This is a genomic window from Arthrobacter sp. UM1, from assembly GCF_020483305.1.
Lineage (GTDB): Bacteria > Actinomycetota > Actinomycetes > Actinomycetales > Micrococcaceae > Falsarthrobacter.
On sequence record NZ_JACWAB010000002.1, the window covers coordinates 84,478 to 106,808 of the forward strand.

19 protein-coding genes are annotated in these 22,331 nt (G+C 71.3%); 6 read left to right on the top strand and 13 right to left on the bottom strand.

Features of this window, described 5'->3' with window-relative positions:
- Positions 1-92 precede the first annotated feature (92 nt).
- The gene (locus H9I38_RS03750; protein ID WP_226337416.1) at positions 93-1,418 is read left to right on the top strand and encodes a hypothetical protein; all 1,326 of its coding nucleotides are present in this window, start codon (positions 93-95) and stop codon (positions 1,416-1,418) included.
- A 173-nt stretch (positions 1,419-1,591) separates the two neighbouring features.
- Positions 1,592-3,598: an ATP-binding cassette domain-containing protein gene (locus H9I38_RS03755; RefSeq protein WP_226337417.1), complete on the top strand. Its 2,007-nt coding sequence runs from the start codon at positions 1,592-1,594 to the stop codon at positions 3,596-3,598.
- A 96-nt stretch (positions 3,599-3,694) separates the two neighbouring features.
- Here H9I38_RS03755 and H9I38_RS03760 read toward each other — a convergent pair whose 3' ends face one another.
- Positions 3,695-4,234 carry a hypothetical protein gene (locus tag H9I38_RS03760; protein ID WP_226337418.1) on the bottom strand — a complete coding sequence of 180 codons (540 nt, stop codon included), beginning with the start codon at positions 4,232-4,234 and terminating at the stop codon, positions 3,695-3,697.
- A gap of 51 nt (positions 4,235-4,285) precedes the next feature.
- Between H9I38_RS03760 and purN the strand changes: the two genes are divergently transcribed.
- Positions 4,286-4,915: a phosphoribosylglycinamide formyltransferase gene (gene purN, locus H9I38_RS03765; RefSeq protein ID WP_226337419.1), complete on the top strand. Its 630-nt coding sequence runs from the start codon at positions 4,286-4,288 to the stop codon at positions 4,913-4,915.
- 12 nt (positions 4,916-4,927) lie between these two features.
- On the opposite strand, the gene H9I38_RS03770 is transcribed toward purN, so the two are convergent.
- Positions 4,928-6,319 (bottom strand): MFS transporter, encoded by a 1,392-nt coding sequence (locus H9I38_RS03770; RefSeq protein ID WP_226337420.1) that lies wholly within the window; start codon positions 6,317-6,319, stop codon positions 4,928-4,930.
- A 156-nt stretch (positions 6,320-6,475) separates the two neighbouring features.
- Here H9I38_RS03770 and purH point away from each other — a divergent pair, with 156 nt between their 5' ends.
- Both purH and H9I38_RS03780 read left to right on the top strand, forming a co-directional pair.
- The gene (gene purH / locus H9I38_RS03775) at positions 6,476-8,089 is read left to right on the top strand and encodes a bifunctional phosphoribosylaminoimidazolecarboxamide formyltransferase/IMP cyclohydrolase (RefSeq protein WP_226337421.1); all 1,614 of its coding nucleotides are present in this window, start codon (positions 6,476-6,478) and stop codon (positions 8,087-8,089) included.
- Between the two features lie 181 nt (positions 8,090-8,270).
- Positions 8,271-9,839, top strand: a complete 1,569-nt coding sequence (locus H9I38_RS03780) for a dihydrolipoyl dehydrogenase family protein (protein WP_226337422.1) — start codon at positions 8,271-8,273, stop codon at positions 9,837-9,839.
- Here H9I38_RS03780 and H9I38_RS03785 read toward each other — a convergent pair.
- Genes H9I38_RS03785 through H9I38_RS03820 form a run of 8 tightly spaced genes read right to left on the bottom strand, consistent with a single transcriptional unit; the run spans position 9,836 to position 18,041 of the window.
- The gene (locus H9I38_RS03785; protein ID WP_226337423.1) at positions 9,836-10,192 is read right to left on the bottom strand and encodes a hypothetical protein; all 357 of its coding nucleotides are present in this window, start codon (positions 10,190-10,192) and stop codon (positions 9,836-9,838) included. The genes H9I38_RS03780 and H9I38_RS03785 overlap by 4 nt on opposite strands.
- A gap of 57 nt (positions 10,193-10,249) precedes the next feature.
- Positions 10,250-11,146 (bottom strand): HpcH/HpaI aldolase family protein, encoded by an 897-nt coding sequence (locus H9I38_RS03790; protein ID WP_226337424.1) that lies wholly within the window; start codon positions 11,144-11,146, stop codon positions 10,250-10,252.
- A complete protein-coding gene (locus H9I38_RS03795) occupies positions 11,131-11,955 on the bottom strand; it encodes a 2-keto-4-pentenoate hydratase (RefSeq protein ID WP_226337425.1) in 825 nt (274 codons plus the stop codon). Before H9I38_RS03795 ends, H9I38_RS03790 begins: the two co-directional genes overlap by 16 nt.
- A complete protein-coding gene (gene hpaD / locus H9I38_RS03800; RefSeq protein ID WP_226337426.1) occupies positions 11,955-13,052 on the bottom strand; it encodes a 3,4-dihydroxyphenylacetate 2,3-dioxygenase in 1,098 nt (365 codons plus the stop codon). Before hpaD ends, H9I38_RS03795 begins: the two co-directional genes overlap by 1 nt.
- Positions 13,053-13,085: 33 nt before the next feature.
- Positions 13,086-14,579 carry a 5-carboxymethyl-2-hydroxymuconate semialdehyde dehydrogenase gene (hpaE, locus tag H9I38_RS03805; protein ID WP_226337427.1) on the bottom strand — a complete coding sequence of 498 codons (1,494 nt, stop codon included), beginning with the start codon at positions 14,577-14,579 and terminating at the stop codon, positions 13,086-13,088.
- A gap of 29 nt (positions 14,580-14,608) precedes the next feature.
- The gene (locus tag H9I38_RS03810) at positions 14,609-15,292 is read right to left on the bottom strand and encodes a GntR family transcriptional regulator (RefSeq protein WP_226337428.1); all 684 of its coding nucleotides are present in this window, start codon (positions 15,290-15,292) and stop codon (positions 14,609-14,611) included.
- Positions 15,289-16,800, bottom strand: coding sequence for a fumarylacetoacetate hydrolase family protein (locus H9I38_RS03815; RefSeq protein ID WP_226337429.1), 1,512 nt, complete (start codon positions 16,798-16,800; stop codon positions 15,289-15,291). The genes H9I38_RS03810 and H9I38_RS03815 overlap by 4 nt, the downstream gene beginning before the upstream one ends.
- 32 nt (positions 16,801-16,832) lie before the next feature.
- The gene (locus tag H9I38_RS03820; RefSeq protein ID WP_226337430.1) at positions 16,833-18,041 is read right to left on the bottom strand and encodes a hypothetical protein; all 1,209 of its coding nucleotides are present in this window, start codon (positions 18,039-18,041) and stop codon (positions 16,833-16,835) included.
- A 207-nt stretch (positions 18,042-18,248) separates the two neighbouring features.
- Between H9I38_RS03820 and H9I38_RS03825 the strand changes: the two genes are divergently transcribed.
- On the top strand, positions 18,249-18,623 hold the full coding sequence (locus H9I38_RS03825) for an ectoine synthase (RefSeq protein WP_226337431.1): 375 nt from the start codon (positions 18,249-18,251) through the stop codon (positions 18,621-18,623).
- Between the two features lie 53 nt (positions 18,624-18,676).
- Here the strand turns inward: H9I38_RS03825 and H9I38_RS03830 are convergent, their stop codons facing one another.
- The 3 genes from H9I38_RS03830 to mmsB form a co-directional block, all read right to left on the bottom strand.
- Positions 18,677-19,759 (bottom strand): Gfo/Idh/MocA family protein, encoded by a 1,083-nt coding sequence (locus H9I38_RS03830; RefSeq protein WP_226337432.1) that lies wholly within the window; start codon positions 19,757-19,759, stop codon positions 18,677-18,679.
- A gap of 142 nt (positions 19,760-19,901) precedes the next feature.
- The gene (locus H9I38_RS03835) at positions 19,902-20,990 is read right to left on the bottom strand and encodes a sugar-binding protein (RefSeq protein ID WP_226337433.1); all 1,089 of its coding nucleotides are present in this window, start codon (positions 20,988-20,990) and stop codon (positions 19,902-19,904) included.
- 45 nt (positions 20,991-21,035) lie between these two features.
- Positions 21,036-22,316, bottom strand: coding sequence for a multiple monosaccharide ABC transporter permease (mmsB, locus tag H9I38_RS03840; RefSeq protein WP_226337434.1), 1,281 nt, complete (start codon positions 22,314-22,316; stop codon positions 21,036-21,038).
- Between the last annotated feature and the right edge of the window lie 15 nt (positions 22,317-22,331).

Here is a 22,331-nt window from a genome sequence, read left to right on the forward strand (position 1 = left end):
TTCGGCGGACGCCTCGCGGAACGGGCTTGCCCTGATATAGAAAGCGTCTGTTATTCTGACGGCCACTCCTGTCTCTCGAGAAGGGTTGGCCCATGGCTTCCAGACCACAGGGCGGGCGCTGGCGCGTGCTCGCCGCCGGCGTGATTCTTGCCGCGGTGACCGCGGGGACGTGGTTCACGGCGCAGTCCGTGCAGTCCCCAGAGCAGAGGCGCCAGGCCGCCCAGCCGCCTGAGCGGACGCAGCTCACCGCCGCGGTGGAGCGCGGCGTCATCCAGGAGAAGGTGCAGCTGACGTGCCGGGCCGGGCACCTCGCCACGGCGGAGCTCTCGGTGGGAACACCGGGGCAGGTCGTGACGCGGAGCTTCGCGAAGACGGGGCAGAGGGTGGTCCCGGGATCGGTCATCGCGGAGGTCCAGGGGCGGCCGGTCTTCGCCGTGCCCGGCGAGTTCCCCTACTACCGGGACATCGGCATCAAGGACGCCGGTCCGGACGTGGACCAGCTGAGGCGGGCGCTCGCGCGTCTCGGCTACCTGTACGTCAGCGGAAGGGAGGGCGGCACGCCCGCCGGAAAGCCCGTTCTGGACGCGTTCGCCCGGATGGCGGGCCGCGCCGGATACGCCGTCAAGGAGGCGGAGCAGGTCCCCGCGTCCATGCTCGTCACCGTGCCCCCGCTCGGCGGCACGTATCTCACCGCGCAGGAGGAGCCGGGCCCCGCCGCAGCTCCCTTCGCATCCTTCGGCCTCGGGGAGGAGAGCTGGCTCTGCACGGGCTCGGACGGAACGGTTCCCGTGGGCGTGGCCGAGGGGCAGACGGCGCGGCTCAGCCACGTGCAGGAGGACCTGAGGATCGTCCTCGGCCGCGAGGAGCGCCGGGAGGCAGGCTCCGCCGCGGGCGTGCAGAGCGTCAGCGAAGGCGGCAGTACCGGGCACGGTGCTGGATCGGGCGCAGGAGCCCCGGTCGGAGGCGGTGCTGCGGGAGGCGGCCAGGGCGTTTCGGGGCCCAGCGGAGGGCCCGGGGTCGGAGGCGTCGCCTCGAAGGGCCAGGGCGCGTCGAAGACGGTCGTGGTCCTGCCCCGCAGGGCCGGCGAGAAGCTCACGCACGCCCAGGCTGAGGCCGTGGTCAAGGCCGGGCCTCCCGGCTCGCTCATCGTTCCGGCGAGCGCCCTGTGGACCCAGGACGGCCGCACGGTCGTCAGCGTCGTCGAGCAGGGGAAGCGGGACGGCGCAGCGGCGGGCGGGCCATCGACGAGCGGAGCATCGGCGAGTCCGCGGCCCGTCCGCACGGTTCCCGTGAAGCCGGGGCTCGCGGTGTACGGCCGGACCGTGGTGACGCCGGAGGACCCGGCGGCGCTCGCCGAGGGGGACCAGGTCGTGGTGTCCGAGGACCCGTCCTCCCGCCGCGGAACGGGCGGCCGGTGACGCCGCGGCGCAGGCGAGGAGACGCGGAGGAGCCGCCGCCGCGTGCTGAGGCTTCAGCCGCCTCCGGGCGCCGTGCTCCTGACCGCGTTCACTCTTGTTCGCCGGCCCCCGACGCTGTCCTCCGTGCGCGCGGCCTCGTCAAGTCTTTCGGCCGCGGCGAGGGCGCGCAGAGAGTGGTCGACGGCGTCGATCTCGACCTCCGCCCCGGCGAGACGGTGGCGCTGCTCGGGGCCTCGGGCTCCGGCAAGTCGACGCTGCTCAATCTCATCGGCCTGCTCATGGAGCCGGACGAGGGCGCGATCGAGATCTGCGGCGAGCCCGTGGCCGGAGGGCCGGCTGCCGGAGGGACCGCCGCACAGCGGTCCCGCGCGCGCCTGGCCCGCATCTCCCACGTGTTCCAGGCGTTCCACCTCATCGAGCACAAGACGGTGGCCCAGAACGTCGAGCTGCCGCTCATCCACGCGGGCGTGCCCCGGAGCGAGCGCCGCCAGGCGGTTCAGGAGGCGCTGGACTCGCTGGGCATGGGCCACCGCGCGGAGGCCCGTCCCTCGACGCTCTCCGGCGGGGAGAAGCAGCGCGCGGCGATCGCCCGGGCCATCGTGACCCGCCCGAGCGTCCTGCTCTGCGACGAGCCCACGGGATCGCTCGACTCCGTCCGCACCGCCGAGGTCGTGGGCCTGCTCAGGGCAGTGACTCGCTCGGACTCGGCCACGGTCATCGTGACCCATGACCAGAGCGTCGCCGCCCGGTGCGACAGGGTCCTGAGGCTGGTGGACGGGCGGATCGCGGACGGCGGGCTTCCGGCCGGTCCGGACGAGCCGACGCACCCGGGTCTCGCCGAGACGGCTCGCCTTCCCCTGGCTGAGGTCCCTGCCCTGGCGTCTCACACCCAGGCGAACGTCCCGTCACGTCAGACCGCAGGGAGGCCTCGTGGCGAGGCCGGCAACCCGTCTCGTCGCCGGCTCGGCGGCTCATCTCCTCGTCGCGCCCGCGGTCCCCGGTGGGCGGGGGTCGCCTGGGGACAGGCCTGGAACGCGTTCTCCGGGAGGCTCTCCCGCAACCTCTTCACGATGTCCGGGGTGGCGCTCGGCGTGGCCGCGCTCGTACTGTCCGTGGGCTTCGCGGCGACGGTGGCGGCCCAGGTCTCAGGGGCCTTCGACGCGTTCCGGGCGGACCGCGTGACGGTCTCAGCCCACCCGGACACGGAGCTCACCCCCGCGGAGGCTGTCCGGTGGGCGGAGACCATGCGCCGGGAGCGCGTGCTGCAGATCGAGGGGGCCGACGACGCGGCGCCCGTGCACCGCCTCACGGACGCCGGGGACCTGCTCTTGGCTGCGGACGTCGGGCAGCGCGCGGACCAGGTCTCGGTAGACGGGACCACGCCAGACGGCCTCAGGGTGCTCGGCGTGCAGGTGTCCGCCGGGCGGGCCTTCGACGAGGGCCATGCGGCCCGCCGGGACCAGGTGGCGCTCGTCAGCGAGAGGGTCTTCCAGCGGTGGGGCGTGGAGTGGACGCCGGGCACGGGCGTCGTCGTCGGCGGGGCGGTCCACGAGGTCATCGGCGTGGTCCGGGCCGGGGGAGGCTCCGCCGGGTCCCACGCCGAGGTGTATCTGCCGCTCGGCTCGGAGGCGGGCTACCTCAAGGGGAAGGCGTCGATGGTCGTCGTCGTGCGGCCCGGAGCGGCTACGGCGGTGGCCGCGCAGATCCCGAGGGCGCTCGACCCCGCCCGGCCTGAGCGCATCGCGGCGGGCGCTCCGCCCGAGCCGGCCAGCCTCAGGCTGGCGGTGGACCGGCAGCAGCAGTCCCTCCTCGTGGGGATGTCCGCCCTGACGCTCTTCATTGCGGGGATCGGGATCATGAACACGTTCGTCGTCGCCGTTATGGAGCGCAGGGCGGAGATCGGGCTGCGCATGGCGCTCGGCGCCCCGCCGCGAGCGGTGGCGGCCCAGTTCTGCTGGGAGGCGGTGCTCACCGCGCTCGGAGGATCCGTGCTCGGGGTGGCGGTCTCGGTCAACGCGCTGTTCGTCATCGCTGCGGTGAACGGCTGGACGCCGGTCCTGGACCCGTCCACGGTGCTCCTGGGGCTGGGATCAGGGCTCGTCGTCGGCACCGGGGCGGGAATCCTGCCGTCCGTCCGGGCCGCCCGCGTGGAACCGGTCGCCAGTCTGCACCAGGGGTGAGCCGGCCGAGGGCCGAGCCGCGACGGGAGGGGCGACGGGCGCCGACTGGTCAGAGCGGAGCAGCGGTGACTGAGCCGGGACGCGGCGAGAGGCGGCTCAGCGCTGCTGGACCGGCACTCCGGTCATGCGCTCGATGCTGCGCTCGTACTCCGTCTGGCAGCCGTGCACGCCGGACAGCGTCACCGAGTCCCGGATGCAGCTCTGGAAGGGGCCCACGATGGGCTGCAGCGCGATGGCTCCCACCGTGAAGAGGGAGCTGAGCGAGGCGAACACGAGCATGGTCACCGCCCACGCCCTGATGACCCCGCGCACCCGGGCGCGGCCCATGAGCACCAGCAGGTAGACGGCCACTCCCACGGATGCGAAGGACAGGGCCAAGGGGAGGAACAGCCACGGCAGCGGCGCGGACGAGTAGAGGATGACCCCGGTCATGAGGACCACGAGGAGCAGCATCCAGCCCCTCAGTGCCTTGGGGATCTCCACCGGGCCCTGCGGCCGCTGGGGCTTCTGCGGACGCTGAGGCTGCCGAGGGCCCTGCTGCTGCGGTCCCTGCTGCTGTGGGCCCTGGCGCTGCTGCGGCTGCTGCGGGCCCTGCGGCTGCTGCGGCTCGCGGGGAGGGAGAAAGGGGTGTGACACAGCCTCGAGCCTATCGAGGCCCGCCGGGAGAAAGCTGGATAGGCTCGGGGCATGAGAATCGTCGCGCTCGTCTCCGGCACCGGCTCCAACCTCCAGGCCGTCATCGACGCGGTCCGGGCGGGGGATCTGCCCCTCGAGATCGCCGCGGTGGGCGCGGACCGCCCCGGCACGCGCGGGATCGAGCGCAGCGCGGAGGCGGGGCTGGAGACGTTCGTCGTCGACTTCAAGGCCTTCGCCTCGCGGGCGGAGTGGGACGCGGAGCTGGCCCGCGTGTGCGCGTCCTATGAGCCGGACCTCGTGCTCTCCTCCGGTTTCATGCGGATCGTCTCGGCAGAGTTCATCGCCCGCTTCCGGGGCCGCTACCTCAACACCCACCCCGCTCTGCTTCCGGCCTTCCCCGGAGCGCACGGCGTCCGGGACGCCATGGCGTACGGCGTCAAGGTCACGGGCTGCACCGTGCACTGGGCGGACGCCGGCGTGGACACCGGCCCCATCGTGGCCCAGCGCGCCGTCGAGATCCGGCCCGAGGACACGGAGGACTCGCTCCACGAGCGGATCAAGGTGCAGGAGCGGGAGCTCCTCATCGAGGTGCTGCGCGGCCTCGCGGAGGGAGGCATCCCGTCCGTCGACCTCCCGGAGCAGTCGCCCGGAGCGGACGACGCGGACCAGTCGCGCCGCTGACCCGGGCTCAGGTCACTCCAGCTCCGCCCCGCGCGTCTCCGGGGCCCACGCGAACATGAGCCCGAGCGCCAGGACGATGAGCGCGCCCATGATCCAGAATCCAGCCGTGATGCCGAGGGCCGGCCAGATGACGCCCGCGAAGAGCATCGGCCCGAAGCCGGCCGAGATGCGGGAGGCGGCCGAGGCCCAGCCGAAGCCGCTCGCGCGCAGCTCCGTGGGGTACAGCTCGGACGCGTACGCGTAGAGCACGGGCACGGAGACCTGGATGAGGAACCCGTAGGCGAGCAGCCAGCCGATGACCCAGCCCGGCTCGGTCAGCCGCAGGCTCGCGAGGATGACGCACCCCACGGCGAGCGGCGCGCTCACGGCGAGCAGGATCCGCCGCCCCACGCGCTCCACGAGCAGCGCCGCGGCCACCACGCCGAGGATGCCGGTGAGCGCGGTGCCCGACGTCGTCATGAACGCCTTCGCCTCCCCGAACCCTGCGCCGACCAGGATCTTCGGCATCCACATGAGGCAGATGTAGTAGGCGAGCAGCACCGTCATGAAGAGCGCCCACGCCACGGCGGTGTGCCTGGGCGCCTGCGTCCAGAGGCGGGCGAGGAGGGAGAGGGGGCTGCGCGGCGTCGTCGTTCCCTCCGCGCTCCCGGAGGGGAGGGCCGTGTACTCGCGGCGGGGAGCGCCGGTGCGCTCCACGAGGGTGTCGACGACGGCGCGCGCCTCCTCCTCTCGTCCCTGGCGGGCGAGGAAGAGCGGGGACTCGGGGACGGAGCGGCGCACCCAGGCGATGAGGAGGACGGGGAGCACCATGAGGGCCATGAGGGCCCGCCAGTCGGCGAGCGTGGACATGAGCCACGCGGAGCTCGCCCCGCAGAGGGCGGCGCCCACGGGCCACCAGCCGTCCATCGCGGTGAGGACGCGGCCGCGGACCCGCGAGGGCGTGAACTCGCCGACGAGCGCATAGTCCACGGGGACGCAGCCGCCGAGGCCGAGGCCCGCGAGGAAGCGGAACACGAGGAAGAGCCCGTAGCCCGGGGCGAGCGCGCCGAGGGCCGTGAAGACGCCGAACACCCCGAGCGTCAGGGCGAAGGCCTTCTTGCGGCCGACGCGGTCCGCCACCCCGCCCCAGAGGAAGGCGCCGAGGCCCATGCCGATGAGGTTGGCGAGGCCGATCCACGAGGCGTCCGCCACGGAGAGGCTCCAGTGCTTGATGAGCAGCGGGGCGAGGACGCCGTTGAGGGTGACGTCCCAGGCGTCGAACATGAAGCCGAGGCCGCCGATGAGGAAGATCCGGCCCTGCACGCCCCAGCGGAAGGGGAGGGTCTGGACGATCTCGGCGGCGTCGGGGAGAGCGCCGGCGCGCGGGCCGGCCTCGGGAGGAACAGTGGGGAGAGCGGAAGTCATGGGGCACCTGGAGAGACGGGGCAGAGTGAAATTGTAGGAATGACAAGAAGGAGCCTACTCCTGTGTCCCCGAAAGGCAAGAAGCGTCCCCGGGCGGGCGAGTCGCGGCACGTAGACTGGGGACGTCCGAGAGCACAGAACCCCAGGAGCCTCATCCATGACTGCCGTCCTCGACCGCGTGCCCCTCAAGCGGGCCCTCATCTCCGTCTTCGACAAGACCGGGCTCCCCGAGCTCGCCCAGGGCCTCCACGCGGCGGGCGTCTCGATCGTCTCCACGGGGTCGACGGCGAAGACCATCTCCGAGGCCGGCGTCCCCGTCACGGAGGTGTCCGAGGTGACCGGGTTCCAGGAGTGCCTCGACGGCCGCGTCAAGACCCTGCACCCGCGGGTCCACGCGGGCATCCTCGCGGACCGCCGCAACAGCGAGCACGTCTCCCAGCTCGAGGCCATGGAGATCGAGCCGTTCGACCTCGTCGTGGTCAACCTCTACCCGTTCCAGGAGACGGTCCGCTCCGGCGCGGACGAGGCCGCGATCATCGAGAAGATCGACATCGGCGGCCCCTCCATGGTCCGCGCGGCGGCCAAGAACCACGCGTCCGCGGCCATCGTGGTGGACCCGGCGTCCTACGGGCGCGTCGTCGAGGCGGCCCAGGGCGGCGGCTTCGACCTCAAGGAGCGCCAGCGCCTGGCCTCCCTCGCGTTCGCCCACACCGCGGCGTACGACAACGCCGTGGCCGCCTGGACCTCCGCCCAGTTCGGCGAGGAGTCGGGGGAGACGGCCGAGTTCCCGCCGTACGCCGGCGTGGCGCTCGAGCGGGCGGACGTCCTGCGCTACGGCGAGAACCCGCACCAGGGCGCGGCCATGTACGTGGACCACGCGGCGCCCGAGGGGATCGCCCAGGCCGAGCAGCTCCACGGCAAGGCGATGAGCTACAACAACTACGTGGACGCGGATGCCGCCCTGCGCGCCGCCTTCGACTTCTCCACGCCGGCCGTGGCCATCATCAAGCACGCCAACCCGTGCGGCATCGCCACGGTCTCCGAGGGCGGCGACATCGCCGAGGCCTACCGCAAGGCTCATGCGTGCGACCCGGTCTCCGCGTTCGGCGGCGTCATCGCCTCTAACCGTCCCGTCACGGCCGCGATGGCCGAGGCGGTCAAGGACGTGTTCACGGAGGTCGTCGTCGCGCCCTCCTTCGAGGACGAGGCCGTGCGCCTTCTGACGCAGAAGAAGAACATCCGCCTCCTCACCCTGCCCGAGGCGTTCGAGCGGGACGCCGTGGAGATGCGGCAGATCTCCGGCGGCATGCTCCTGCAGAAGGCCGACACGATCGAGGCCGACGGCGACGACCCCTCGACCTGGACCCTCGCGGCCGGGGACGCGGCGGACGAGGCCGTGCTCGCGGACCTCGCCTTCGCCTGGCGCGCCGTCCGGGCCGCCAAGTCAAACGCGATCCTCCTGGCCAAGGACCAGGGCGCCGTGGGCGTGGGCATGGGTCAGGTCAACCGGCTGGACTCCTGCAAGCTCGCGGTGGAGCGGGCCAACACGCTGTTCGTGGAGGACGGCGAGGCCGTGGAGCGCGCTCGCGGGTCCGTGGCGGCGTCCGACGCGTTCTTCCCGTTCGCGGACGGCCTGCAGATCCTCATCGACGCCGGCGTGACGGCCGTGGTCCAGCCCGGCGGCTCCGTCCGGGACGAGGAGTCCGTGGAGGCGGCCAAGGCGGCCGGCATCACGATGTACTTCACCGGGACCCGGCACTTCTTCCACTAGTCCGAGCCCCTCCTCCAGCTCGTTTGTTGCGAGTTGGAGGAATACGAGGCTCCATTCCTCCAACTCGCAACAGATGAGGGGCGGGGCGGGGGCAGGGGGTCAGGGAGAGAGGCAGCGGCGGAGGCCGGCCCCTCCCGGCCCCTCCCAGCCCCCTCCCTGGCTCCCGTGTGAGCCTGGAGGTATGAAGGACACCTCTCAGATCCCGTCCCGTCCCGGCACGGCGCACCCCGCTTCTGAGCCGGCCGCCTCGGCCGCGCGCTCCTCCGCAGCCGAGCGCCCCGCACGCTCCGAGGCGGACGTCGTCGTCATCGGGCTGGGTCCGGGCGGGGACGGCCTCGTCATGGACCTCGCCGCCCGGACCGGCGTGGGCGGCGGCGGGCAGGACGGCCGCCTGGAGGTCGTCGGGATCGACGAGCACCTCATCGGCGGCGAGTGCCCCTACTACGGCTGCATCCCGAGCAAGATGATCCGCCACGAGATCGAGCACTCGCGCGAGGCCGGCCGCAGCCCGGAGTGGAGCCGCGTGGCGCACCGCATCCGCAGCGAGGCCACGGACAGCTGGGATGACGCAGCCGCCGTCGAGCGCCTCGAGACGGCCGGCGTCCGCGCTGTCCACGGCACGGCCCGCGTGACCGGCGAGCGGGAGGTCACGGTCCAGCTCAACACGGGCGGCGTCGAGGTCATCCGAGCCCGGCGCGCGGTGGTGCTCAACACGGGGTCGGAGAGCATCGTCCCGCCGATCGGGGGCGCGGAGGAGGCCGGCGTCTGGTCGCATCGGGACGTGCTCACGGCCGCGGTGCTGCCGAGGCGCCTGGCGGTGGTCGGCGCGGGCGTCATCGCGTGCGAGCTCGGCCAGTACCTCGCGGGCTTCGGCGTCGAGGTGACCATGCTCGTCCGCGGCGGGGAGCTCATGAAGACCGAGGAGCCCGCCGCGTCCGAGATCCTCGCGGAGGCCTTCCGCCGCGAGGGGATCGACGTCCGCTTCCGCACCGAGATCCGCCGCCTGAGCCGGGCCGAGGGCGGTCCCGTCACCGCCGAGCTCACCGACGGATCCGAGCTCGAGGCGGACGGGATCCTCGTGGCCACCGGCCGACGCCCGCGCCAGAAGGTCACCGTGGACGGCCTCTGCCGCGTGCTCGTCCCGCAGGGCCACGCCTTCATCGGCGAGGACGCCGTGCCCGCCCGCGGCACCGAGCCGTCCGGCTGGCTCTACGCCATCGGCGACATGACCGGCCACGGCCCCTTCACGCACGTCGCGGACGCGGAGGCCCGGATCGTGGGCGGCGAGATCGCCGCGGGCGGCTCCCGCAGCGCTCAGCGCCCCTCCCCGGCGAACGACGACGACGGCCTCCCGGCCCCCACCCCTTCAGCGACTCCCTTCCCCGTCCACGCCGTGCCCCGCGTGACCTTCACGGAGCCGGAAATTGCCGGAGTGGGGGTCACGGAGGCCCAGGCCCGGAAGCAGGCCGCCGAGAAGGGCTGGGAGATCGCTGCCGTGACCAAGGACCTCGCCGAGGTCTCGCGCGGCTGGATCGACCAGGTCCGCGGATCCATCACCCTCGTGGCGGACGCGAACGAGGGCGTGCTCGTCGGGGCGTCCGTCGTCGGGCCGCACGCGGGCGAGGTCATCGGGGCACTGACGCTCGCGGTCCATGCGAAGACCCCGCTCGCCGAGCTGCGCCGCGTGGTCTGGGCGTTCCCGACGCTCCACCGCGGAATCGGGGACGCGCTCAGGGAGCTGGGGGCTTAGGGCCGGGGAGGCCGTTTCGCTTCAGCCTCGTCGAGACGGCAGCAGAGGTCGTCGATGCGGTCTTGAAGAGTGCGAAGCTCCTGACCGTCCCAGAGATCAGTGTCCGGATCCGCGCGCGTCAGTCGGAGCTCGGGGAAGATCAGCTCGAGCTGACTGCGCACGCGGAGCCAGTGTTCGCGGGCGTCCTCTACCGCACGGTCCATGTGAACGAGCTCGATGGCAAGCTGGTTCAGCAGGGCAGGTCGGGCCTCATCAGGCGAACCGTCAGCCGATGCCTTCCCATCTGGCCCCACGGCGCCGACGACGCTGTGCCGGACGCGCCGCTGACTCTTCCAGTGCGAGAAGAAGAACATCGTGCACCCCTTGAAAACAGACGTGCTTCATAGTACTCGTCTTTGTTGTCAAGCGGCCTAATACTCCTCCGCCGCACCCGCCTCGCGCTGTGACGCCTCGGCGACCGCCGCATCCGAGCCCTTGACCATGAGGGTCACGTCTGCGCTGACGAAGACGAAGTCCGCCCCCGCGGCCCGGTACCGCGCGGCCACGCTCGGGTCGAACGCGTTGACGCCCGTCTTCACACCGGCTTCCGCGCATGCACGGATCGTCTCGACGACAGCGTCCTGGACCGTCGCATCCGCGGGGGTCGAGGCGAGGCCCATGGAGCCCGCGAGGTCCGCAGGGCCGATGAACACGGCGTCCACCCCCTCCACGGCGGCGATTTCGCGGACGTTGCCCATGCCCTCGACCGTCTCGATCTGGACCACGAGGCTGACGAGCTCGCGGGCCCGGCCCACATAGCCGGGCACCCGGCCCCACCGGGAGGCGCGGGCGAGGGCCGAGCCGATGCCTCGCACGCCGTTCCGCGCGGGGAGGGCACCGGCGTCCGCGGCGCTGCGGGCCGCCCGGTCACCGTCCCGGCCGTCCCCGGAAGTCCCCGCATCCGCAGAGGCCCGCTCGTCCGGGTAGGACACGGCGGCCACGGCGGCGCGCGCCTGCTCCGCCGTGGACACCATCGGCACCAGGAGGTTCTGCGCCCCGGTGTCGAGGAACTGCTTGATGAGCACGGGGTCGTTCCACGGCACGCGGACGATCGCCGTCGCGTCATAGGCCTCGAGCGCCTGGAGCATCGGGACGAGCCCGTCCAGGCCGACGGGGGAGTGCTCGCCGTCGACGAGGACCAGCTCCGCTCCCGAGCCCGCCATGATCTCGGCCGCCACGGGGGAGCCCGAGGCCGCCCAGAGGCCCGTCAGCGGCCCGGTCGCGGCGGCGAGGCGCTCCCGGAGGGTCGGCTTCAGACGAACCGGCATGCGATCTCTCCCAGGTCGAGGCCGTTCGCGGCGCGGTAGGCGCAGCGGATGTCGTCGCCCCGCTCCACCCAGAGCGGGCGGGTGAAGGATCCGGACAGGATGACCTCCCCGGCCTTGAGGGTCTCGCCGTGCGGGGCGAGCCGGTTGGCCAGCCAGGCCACTCCGAGCGCGGGGTCGCCGAGCACCGCCCCGGAGACCCCGGACTCCTCCACCGTGCCGTTGCGGCTCAGCATGGCTCCCGCCCAGCGCAGGTCGAACGCGTCCGGAGCCACGCGCGTGTCGGAGAGGACCATGGCGCCGAGGGCCGCGTTGTCGCTGATCGTGTCCACGATCGTGCGCCCGGTCAGCTGGATGTGCGAGTCGAGGATCTCGAGGGCGGGGATGACCGCCGTCGTCGCCTCCAGCACGTCCTCGCGCGAGCAGTCCGGGCCGGAGAGGTCCCGGCCGAGCTCGAACGCGAGCTCCACCTCGATCCGGACGTTGGACCAGCGGTCCCACGGCAGCTCGTCGCCGGAGCGGACCACCTGGTCCTCGAAGATCACGCCGTAGTCCGGCTCGGTGATGCCGGTGGCGTCCTGCATCGCCTTGCTCGTCAGGCCGATCTTGCGCCCGGCGATCCGGCCGCCTGCCTCGAGCCGGCGCTGCGCCCAGATCCGCTGGACGGCGTAGGCGTCCTCCACGGTCATCTCCGGGTGCCGCTCGCTGATGAGCGGGACGGTCCCGCCCGACGACGTCGCGGCGGCGAGCTCGTCGGCGAGGCCGCGGACGGCGTCGTCGTCCAGGGTCCGCGCTCCCGTGGGCGCGCCCATCAGAGCTGGTGTCCCATCTTGAAGCCGACCTCCTCGCCCGGGTCCCCGCTCATCGCGTCGCCGGGCTTGCGCGTGTAGGAGAAGCCGTCCGCGCCGATGGTCACGTCCATCTCGCGGGACTCCTCGCGCGTCACGATCTCCTGGACGTTCCCGTCCAGGTCGAGGACCGGCGAGGCGTCCGTGTACCAGGAGGGGACCACGGGGTTGCCCCACCAGTCGCGGCGCTGGTTGTCGTGGACGTCCCAGGTGATCGTGGGGTTGTCCGGGTCTCCCGTGTAGTAGTCCTGCGTGTAGATCTCCACGCGGTGCCCGTCCGGGTCCCGCAGGTAGAGGTAGAACGCGTTGGAGACGCCGTGGCGGCCGGGCCCGCGCTCGATCTGGTCGCTGATGCGCAGGGCGCCCATCTTGTCGCAGATCTGGATGATGTTGTGCTTCTCGTGCGTGGAGAACGCGATGTGGTGCATCCGCGGGCCGTCGCCGCCCGTGAGCGCCGTGTCGTGGACCGTGCCCTTGCGGTGCATCCACGCCGCGTACGTCACGCCGGCCTCGTCCTGGATGTCCTCGGTGACGCGGAACCCGAGGTTCTCGAGGTACGTCCGGCCGCGCGGCACGTCCGGCGTGACCTGGTTGAAGTGGTCCAGGCGCACGAGCTCGCCCGCCGAGTAGAGGTCGTAGCGCATGTGGAGGCGCTCCACGTGGTCCACCTCGTAGAAGAACTCGTAGGGGAACCCGAGCGGGTCCTCGACGCGGACGGCGTTGCGGATGCCCTTGACGAACCCCTCGGCGCGGCGCTCCGTGCGGCAGCCGAGCTCCCGGTAGTACGCCTCCGCTCGGTCCACCTCCTCCTGGGAGCGCACCCGGAAGCCCATCGCGGCCACGGCGGCCACGGGGCCCTTGCGCAGGACCATGTTGTGGTGGATGAACTCCTCGAACGAGCGCAGGTAGACCGCGTTCTCGTCCTCCTCCGTGACGTGCAGGCCGAGGACGTCCACGTAGAACGCCCGGGAGGCCGCGAGGTCCGTGACCACGTACTCGGCGTAGGCGCAGCGCAGGATGTCCGGCGCGGGGACGGAGGGCTTCGGGATCTCGGTGCTCATGGTCTTCTCCTTCGAAGGCTCGCGGTGGGCGCGTCAGGCGCCGAACTTGGGGGTGTGGACGTCGCCGAGCGTGATGTGGACGGCCTGCTGGTCCGTGTAGAAGTCGATCGAGCGGTAGCCTCCCTCGTGGCCCAGCCCCGAGGCCTTGACGCCGCCGAACGGCGAGCGCAGGTCCCGGACGTTGTGGCTGTTGAGCCAGACCATGCCCGAGTCCACGGCCTGCGCGAACGTGTGCGCCCGCTTGAGGTCGTTGGTCCAGATGTACGCCGCGAGCCCGTAGCGCGTGTTGTTCGCGAGCTCGAGCGCCTCCTCCTCCGTCTCGAACGGGGTGATGGCGACGACGGGCCCGAAGATCTCCTCCTGGAAGATCCGGGCGTCGGGCTTGACGTCCGCGAAGACCGTGGGGGCCACGTAGTTGCCCTCCTCGAGCCCCTCGGGGCGGCCGCCGCCCGCGAGCAGGCGGCCCTCCTCCTTGCCGAGCTCCACGTAGGACATGACCTTCTCGTAGTGCTCCGGGTGGACGAGCGCGCCCACCTGCGTCTTCGGGTCGTGCGGATCGCCGACGACGACGTTCTTCGCCCGCGCCGCGTACTTCTCCAGGAACTCGTCGTAGACGCTCCGCTGCACCAGGATGCGGCTGCCGGCCGTGCAGCGCTCGCCGTTGAGGGAGAACACGCCGAACAGCGTCGAGTCGATCGCGGCGTCGAGGTCCGCGTCGTCGAACACGACCGCCGGGGACTTGCCGCCGAGCTCCATCGACATGCCCTTGAGGTGCTCCGCGCAGTTGCGGAAGATGAGCTTGCCCGTGTTGGACTCGCCCGTGAAGGAGATGAGCGGGACGTCGGGGTGCTTGACGAGCGCGTCTCCCGCCTCCTCGCCGATGCCGTTGACCATGTTGAACACGCCCTGCGGCAGGCCCGCGTCCTCGAAGATCTCAGCCCAGAGCGAGGCGGAGAGCGGCGTGAACTCGGCCGGCTTGAGCACCACGGTGCAGCCGGAGGCGAGCGCCGGCGCGAGCTTCCAGGACTCGAGCATGAACGGCGTGTTCCACGGCGTGATGAGGCCGGCCACGCCCTTCGGCTTGCGGTTGACGTAGTTGAGCTGGCTGCCCGGGACCTTGAACGCGTTGTCGTGCTGGGCCACGATCAGGTCCGCGAAGAAGCGGAAGTTCTCCGCCGCGCGGCGCGCCTGGCCGCGCGCCTGCGTGATGGGCAGGCCGGTGTCGAACGTCTCCATCTCCGCGAGGCGGTCCTCCTGCGCGACGACGGCGTCCGCGATCCGGTTGAGGACCGTGGCGCGCTCGCGGGGCTTCATGCGGGGCCACGGGCCCTCCGTGAAGGCTCGCGTCGCCGCCTGGACGGCCTGGTCCACGTCCGCCTTCTTGCCCGCGGCGCCCTGGGCGTAGGGCTTGTTGGTGACCGGGTCGAGGACGTCGAACGTCTCGCCGTCGAGGGAGTCGACGAACTGCCCGTCGATGTAGTGCTGGATGGTGCTCGGAAGGTTCTCGGGGACGTAGTGCTCGCTCATGGTGCGCTCCTCGTCGTCGTTCTCAGGGGTCAGGTGGTCTGTCGGTTCTCTGGACTGTCGGCGGCCGCGTGGGCCTCCTGGAAGGCCGCGAGGGTGTTCCAGCGGTGCCGCCGGGCCGCCTGCTCCACGGCTTCGTAGCCGGCGCGCTCCTCGATGAGCCTCAGGATCTCGTCGTGCTCCTCGACGGAGCTGCGGGCGCGGTTCGGGATGAACGCGAACGTGGAGCGCCGGAGGCGGTCCAGCCGGGCCCATCCCCGCTCCACGAGGTCGGAGAGGTGAGGGTTGCAGCAGCGCCCGTGGAGCACGCGGTGCAGGGCCGCGTTGAGGTCCGTGAAGCGCTGCGGGTCGAAGTCCTCGAGCCCCGCTCGCATCTCCTCGTTGAGCCGGTGCGCCTCGCGGAGGTCCTCCGGGGTGAGCAGGGGAGCGGCGAGCGCCGTCGCCGCGGCCTCCACGACCCCGAGGGTCTGCATCGTGTGCATGTACTCCTCCGGGTCGATCGAGGCGATCGTGGCGCCCACGTTCCTCTGGAAGGTCACCACGCCCTCGGCCTCGAGCCGCCGGACCGCCTCGCGGACGGGCACCACGGACATGCCGAGCTCCGCGGCCACGCGGCCGAGGACGATCCTCTCGCCGTGCGCGTACGAGCCCGCCGCGATGCGCTCGCTGAGGAACGCGTGGGCCTGCTCGGACTTGCTGAGGGCCGCCGAGCTCATGCCCGGCTCCGCTTCCACTCCTCGAACTTCGCGGTCCACTCGGCGTTCGGCGGGAACAGGCCCTCCACGGAGTGGCCCTCCTTGACGCGCTCGAACACGAACTCGTCCTGCAGCTCGTGCTCGACGGCGGCCGTGGAGACCTCGTCCACGAGGTGGGGCGGGATGACGATGATGCCGTCTGCGTCCGCCACGATCACGTCTCCCGGCTGGACCGCGGTGCCGCCGCAGGCCACCGTCTCGTCCACGGCCCAGGGGACGTGCTTGCGGCCGAGGACCGCCGGATGCGCGTTCTGGTAGAAGGCGGGGATGTCCAGGGCCGCCACGGCGTCGAGGTCCCGCACGCCGCCGTCGGTGATGACGCCGGCCGCGCCGCGCACCTGGGCGCGCAGCGCGAGGATGTCGCCGAGCGTTCCGGAGCCCGACTCGCCGCGCGCGTCCATGACGAGCACCTCGCCCTCGCCCACGGACTCGATGGCCCGCTTCTGCGCGTTGAACCCGCCGCCGAACTCTGTGAAGAGGTCCTCGCGGTTGGGCACGTAGCGCAGGGTCCGCGCCGTGCCGATGACCTTGGCGCCCGGCTTGGTGGTGCGCAGGCCGTCGATGCTCGCGTTGTTGATCCCGCGCTTGCGCAGCTGGACCGAGAGGGTGGCCGTGGCCACGCGGCTCAGGCGCTCGCGGATCTCGTCCGTGAGGACCGAGGCGGGGGAGGGGGCGGGCGTCGTCGTGCCCTCCGCGGGGGCCGTTGCGGAGTCCGCGCCGCTCGCGGTCGAGGCCGCCGGCCGCCGGGAGCCCCAGGCCTCCTCGCGCTGCTTCTCATCCGGGGCGGGCCGGGCGCCGAAGTCCGCGAACGGCTGGGCGCCCTCGACCACGCGGGAGACGAGGCGCCCGCTCGTGCGGCCCGTGCCGGGCACGTCCACCTCGACCTCGAGGGTCTGCCCCGGCTCCGCCACGGACGCGCCGGCGGGGGTGCCGGTCAGGATGATGTCGCCCGGCTCGAGCGTGATGACCTGGGAGAGGTCCGCCACGAGGAGCGGCAGCGGGAAGAGCAGGTCCGCGGTGGTGTCCTCCTGGACGAGCTCGCCGTCCAGCCACGTCCGCACGCGCAGCCGCGCGGGGTCCGCCTCGGCGGCCGGGATGAGGTCCGGCCCCACGGGCGTGTAGCCGTCCCCGCCCTTGGAGCGGAGGTTGGAGCCCTTGTCCGCAGCGCGGAGGTCGTAGACCCCGAGGTCGTTGCTCGCCGTCACCCCGGCCACGCAGTCCCAGGCCGTCTCCGGGGACACGCGCCGGGCGGTCTTCCCGATGACGACGGCGATCTCGCCCTCGTAGGCGAACAGCTCGCAGCCTGCATGGCGCTCGACGTCCCCGCCGCTGCTCAGCGAGGTGGTCGGCTTGAGGAAGTAGGAGGGGACGGACGGGGTCCGGCCGCGCTCGGCGGCGCGGGAAGGGTAGTTGATGTGGACGGCGATGACCTTGCCGGCCCGCTCGATCAGATCTGTGCCCTGCGTCATAGTGTGATCGTATACGATCGTGGGCCGCTCGACTAGGCCGTGGGCGAAGCGGGGCAGAGCTCCTCCGTTGTCGTGGCCGTCAGGAGCCTGTGGGAGGCGACGTAGCGCTGTCGCCGGGTGAACGCGGAGCCTCGTCCCGTGGCGGTGTGACGGATGGGCGCCGGCAGGGTGATGTGTTTCGGATGGGCTGGGCCGGAAAGGACGAAGACCTGAAGGCGTCCAGCTCGTCCCGAGGGTCTTGGGGAATCCGATCCTGAGGCCGTGTCGCGTTGGTCGGCTTCACCGGTGAACTGGGCGTCCCAGCCGTAGCGGGCGCCGTCGCCGAACGTCCAGCTGATGAATCGGCCGATCTTCCGGAGTGTGCGGTCCTCGGATCCGGAGAGGCGGTCTGCGTTCTCCTGTGTCCACTCGACATCGTCCTGAACGTGGAGGATGGCAGGCACCTCCGGCATGACCTCTCGGTCGCGGTAGAAGCCGAGATGACTCGTGTCTCGGAAAAAGCGGCCTGGTTGGCAGACATACATCCCCGCGCCGATGTCCGGCGAGTCCACCGTGCTTCGGTAGATGTCCCAGGCGTCCGCTGCCGGAACGATGACGGTGTCCTGCTTGACTTCCGGGCATCGAGAGTACGTCTCGTTCCAGGCGCTGCCCTGGCGGATCCAGTCGGCGAACGGCGGGCTCATCGCATGGGCCAGTCCCAGGATGTTCTCGATTTCGGCCGGGATCCGCACGGAGAGCGGCGAATCGTGGTGTGCAACGCGATTTCGGAACTTCCGCACCTTCTCGAGGCGGGCTGCCGCTTCCTTGCGCTGGGCGATGAAGGACTTGTCGAACACCGTGTGAAGGCTTTGCCGCCAGAGCTCTTCATTGGCGGGTTTGAACATACTCTGCCAGAAGCCGAAGGGGAGTCCGGCGATGACCTGGTCCCTCGAGAGCCGGTTCTCCTTCTTGAGACGGCTGACGACCTCGGCGATCCGCTGGTTCGACTCCTCTCCGAGCGAGGTGAGGGAGAGGAACCACGGGATTCCGATCCGCGCTTCGTCCGCATACACGCTGAGAGCCTCGTCGATACGGTGTCGGAGCAGAACCTCAAGGTGGGCGATCACAGTCCAGCAGTCGGAGGCCATCTCGTTCGTCCACTCGTAGTATTCGAGTGCGCGGTCGGCGTCGTGATCCGCTTTGGCAAGGTACGGCTCAATGCGGCCTGGCGGCAGCGCCGCCACGATGTCCTGTGTCCCCATTGGCGTAGTGTACACTGCCTGGTGTAAATGCCCCCCTGAGTGCCTCTGAAGCAAGCGCCGGGGGGCTTCTTCGTGTCACCTTCTTGTCCGCGCGCTGGCCGGAGCCGCCCGCTGCGAGATACACGCTGCGGCTTGCTCTCCCCTTGAAGTCCTGCGCTCCCTTCGGTTGAGTGGGCCGTGAGTCAACCCATTTGGAGGTTTCCTGACATGTTCGAGCGCAACAAGGACGAGATCACCCCGGTCGAGTGGGGCAGCGGAACGAGCCACCGCCTCCTCGTGGAGAAGGACAACATGGGCTTCGCCGTGGCGCACACCCTGGTCCGGGCCGGCACCGAGTCCCCGCTCCAGTACCGCAACAACCTCGAGGCCTGCTACTGCATCAAGGGCTCGGGCAGTGTCGAGGACACCGAGGGCAACCGGATCGAGCTCAAGCCGGGCGTGCTCTACGCGCTGGACCAGCACGACGCGCACTATCTCCGGGCCTCGGAGCACGAGGACATGGAGCTCGTCTCGATCTTCAACCCCGCCATCACGGGCGATGAGAAGCACACCCTGACCGAGGACGGCTTCAGCTCCTACTGACGGTCGCCTCCGCCGGCCCCGGCCCTGAGCGGCGCCTCCGTCAGGAGGCGCGCTCAGGCGGCGTCGTTCGGGTACCGCACCCCGATCTGGCGCCGGAGGTTGTCGAAGAGCTCCATCTGGCGCAGGGTGTCGTCCCAGCACATGACGGGGGACTCGAGGTCGCCCCGCTGGATCCGGGTGGTGGCCTCGCGCATCTCGTAGACATAGCCCACGCCGGTGAAGGGGAACTCGAGCGTCTCCTCGGATCCGGCCTGGCCGGACTCCTGCGCGTCTCCGGAGAGAGAGACCACGGCCGAGCGCGGAGAGTGCATCGGCGCGCCCACCCGGATGCTGCCCTTGGTTCCGGAGATGGTGGCGGTGGAGGGGCAGCTGCTCACGAGGGACATCTGCATCTGGGCCACCCCGCCCCGGTAGGAGCCGGTGATCGAGGAGAGCTCGTCCACACCGTCCCGCAGCCGTGCGGTGATGTCCGCGCCGGAGGGGAAGCCCATGGCGCCCCACGGCCAGAGCATGACGTAGGCGCCGAGGTCCAGGAGCGCCCCGCCGCCGGCGTCCTGACGCCAGATCCGGTGCTCCGGGTCCTCCGGCGCCGCGAAGCCGAGGTCCGTCTGGACCCATTCGACCTCGCCGATCGCCCCGTCCGCGATGAGCCGGAGCAGGCGCTGGACGCCCGGCTGGAAACGGGTCCAGACGGCCTCCATGACGAACACCTTCTGCTCCCGCGCCGCCTGGAACACCTCGCGCGCCTCGCCCGCGTTGACGGTGAAGGCCTTCTCGCACACCACGTGCTTGCCGGCGCGGATCGCCGCGAGGGCGTGGTCCCGGTGCTGCCCGTGCGGGGACGCCACGTAGACCACGTCCACCTCGGGGTCCGCGAGCATCCGGTCCAGGCCGCTGTGCCCCTCCGCGTCCCCGTAGGCGCGCTCCGCTCCGACGTCCCGGGCGAACGCGTCTGCCTTCTCCTGGGAGCGGGAGCTGACGGCCACCAGGCGGGAGTCCTCGAGGGAGGCGATGTCCGGCGTGACCTTCCGGGCGATCCGTCCCGTGGAGACGACGCCCCAGCCGAGCGTGCGGCCGGTGGCCGTGCGGGGGTCTGCGTCGAGGGGAAGCAGCGGGGCGGCGATGTGCGTGGTCATGCCCCCATCCTCGCAGACGCGGAAGCGGCGCCGCCCTGGTCAGGACGGCGCCGCCGGTGCGCCTCGCGGGGGCGCGGCCCGAGGGGGTTGGGCCGCGGCGCCGCGGGGGAGGCCCGGGAGGCGGTGCTCCCGGACGGCTCGCCTACTTGGCGATCTTCGAGAGGGTCGGATCGTTCTTGTAGACCTCAGCCGCGTTGTCCTTGGTCACGATGACCGGCTTGAGCAGGAAGGCCGGGACGGTCTTCTTGCCGTTGTTGTAGGACGAGTCGTCATTGGTCTTGGCCTTGCCGTCCGCCTGCAGCTCGTTGACCATGGTCACGGCCTGCTTGACGAGCTCGCGGGTGTCCTTGGAGATCGTCGAGTACTGCTGGCCGCTCATGATGAGCTTGACGGACTCCACCTCGGAGTCCTGGCCCGTGATGACCGGGGTCGGCTTGCCGGCGGACTTCACGGCGGTGAGCACGGCGCGGGCCAGCGTGTCGTTGGGCGAGAGGACGCCGTCGAGCTTCGCGGAGGAGTAGGAGCCGGAGAGGATCGTGTCGAACCGCTTCTGCGCGTTCTCGGCCTTCCAGCCCTGCGTCACCACCTGGTTGAAGTCCTTCTGGCCGGACAGGACCTTGATCTGGCCGCTCTCGATGGCCGGCTTGAGCTTGCTCATCGCGCCGTCGAAGAACTTGCGGGAGTTCGCGTCGTCGGGGGAGCCCGCCATGAGCTCCACGTTGTACGGGCCGCTGCCCTTCTTCTTGAGGCCGTCGAGGAGGGCCTGGCCCTGGAGCTCGCCCACCTTGTAGTTGTCGAAGGCCACGTAGTAGTCGACGTCGCTCGTGTTCTCCACGAGGCGGTCGTACGCGATGACCGTGGCGCCGGCGTCCTTGGCCTGCTTGAGCTGGGTGCCGAGCTGCTTCGAGTCGATGGCGCCCACGATGATCACCTTGGCGCCCTTGGACACCATCGTGGAGATCTGGTTCTGCTGCTCGGCCACGCCGCCGTTGGCGAACTGGATGTCCGTCTTGTAGCCGGCCGACTCGAGGTCGTTCTTGAAGAGCTTCTCCGCGAGGACCCAGTTCTCCGAGGTCTTCTGCGGGAGGGCGACGCCGATGAGCGAGCCCTTCTCGAAGCCCTTGGACTCGCCGCCGGAGGAGGACGAGGACCCGCCCTGGCGGCCGCAGCCCGTGAGGGCGAGGGTCGAGGCCGCAGCGATGACCGTTGCGGTCTTGATGATCTTGCGCATGTTTTCTCCTGAGTGAGAGGGGGAGTGCCGGAGGGCCGAATCGCCTTAGGCGGCGGGCTTCGGGTCCGTTGCCGCGGCCGGGGCCGAGGCGGGTTCGGTGGAGGGCGCGGCAGCCTGCGGCTTGGACATGCCCTTCATGAGGTGGCCGATGATCGAGGGCCGTCCCTGCGTCTTGTTCCAGACGTCGACGGCGACGGCGAGCAGGAGCACGAGGCCCTTGATGATCGCCTGGGCGTCGGCGCCGACGCCGAGGAGCTGGAGGCCGTTGTTGAGCACGGCCATGACGAGGCCGCCGACGATCGAGCCGACGACGGTGCCGACGCCGCCCGAGACGGCCGCGCCGCCGATGAACACGGCCGCGATCGCGTCGAGCTCCCAGCCGGTGCCGTCGAACGGGCCGGACGCGCCGGAGCGGGCCACGAACATCATGCCGGCGAGCGCCGCGAGCACGGACATGTTCATCATGACGAGGAAGTTGACGCGCTTGGAGCGGACGCCGGAGAGCTCGGCCGCATGGCGGTTGCCGCCCACGGCGTAGACGTGGCGGCCGAGGATCGTCTTGGAGGAGACGAAGGAGTACACGAGCACGAGCACGCCGAGGATGATCGCGGCGACCGGCACGGACGTGCCCTGGCGGCCCGTGGCGAAGAGGTACGTCACGTAGAGGACCGCGCCGCAGAGCAGCACGAGCCGGGTGACGACGATCGGCATGGGCAGCGGCGTCAGACCGATGGCGCGGTCCTGCCTGCGGACCTTGAGCTCGTTGGCCACGATGAACGCGCAGAGGGCCAGGCCGAGGAGCAGCGTGAGGTTGTTGTACCCGGTGTCCGGGCCCACCTCGGGCAGGTAGCCCGCGCCGATGACCTGGAATCCGTCCGGCACGGGGACCGAGTTGGACTGGCCGATGTACTGGTTCACGCCGCGGAAGATGAGCATGCCCGCGAGCGTCACGATGAACGCCGGGATCCCCACGTACGCCACCCAGAAGCCCTGCCAGGCTCCGATGAGCGCGCCGAGCCCGAGGCCGAGGAGGATCGCGAGCGGCCACGGCACGTTCCCGTCCTGCATGGCGAGCGCGACGACGATGCCGACGGCGGCCGCCACGGAGCCGACCGAGAGGTCGATGTGCCCCGCGATGATGACGAGGACCATGCCGACGGCGAGCACCAGGATGTAGGCGTTGCCGTTCATGAGGTTCATGAGGTTGGTCGGCGTGAGGACGCTGCCGCCCGTGGCCGCCTGGAAGACGGCGACGAGGGCGATGAGCGCCAGGATCATGCCGAGCTGGCGGAAGTCGCCGCCGAAGATTTTCTTGAGGGTGTCCATGGGTCCTGCTTGGTC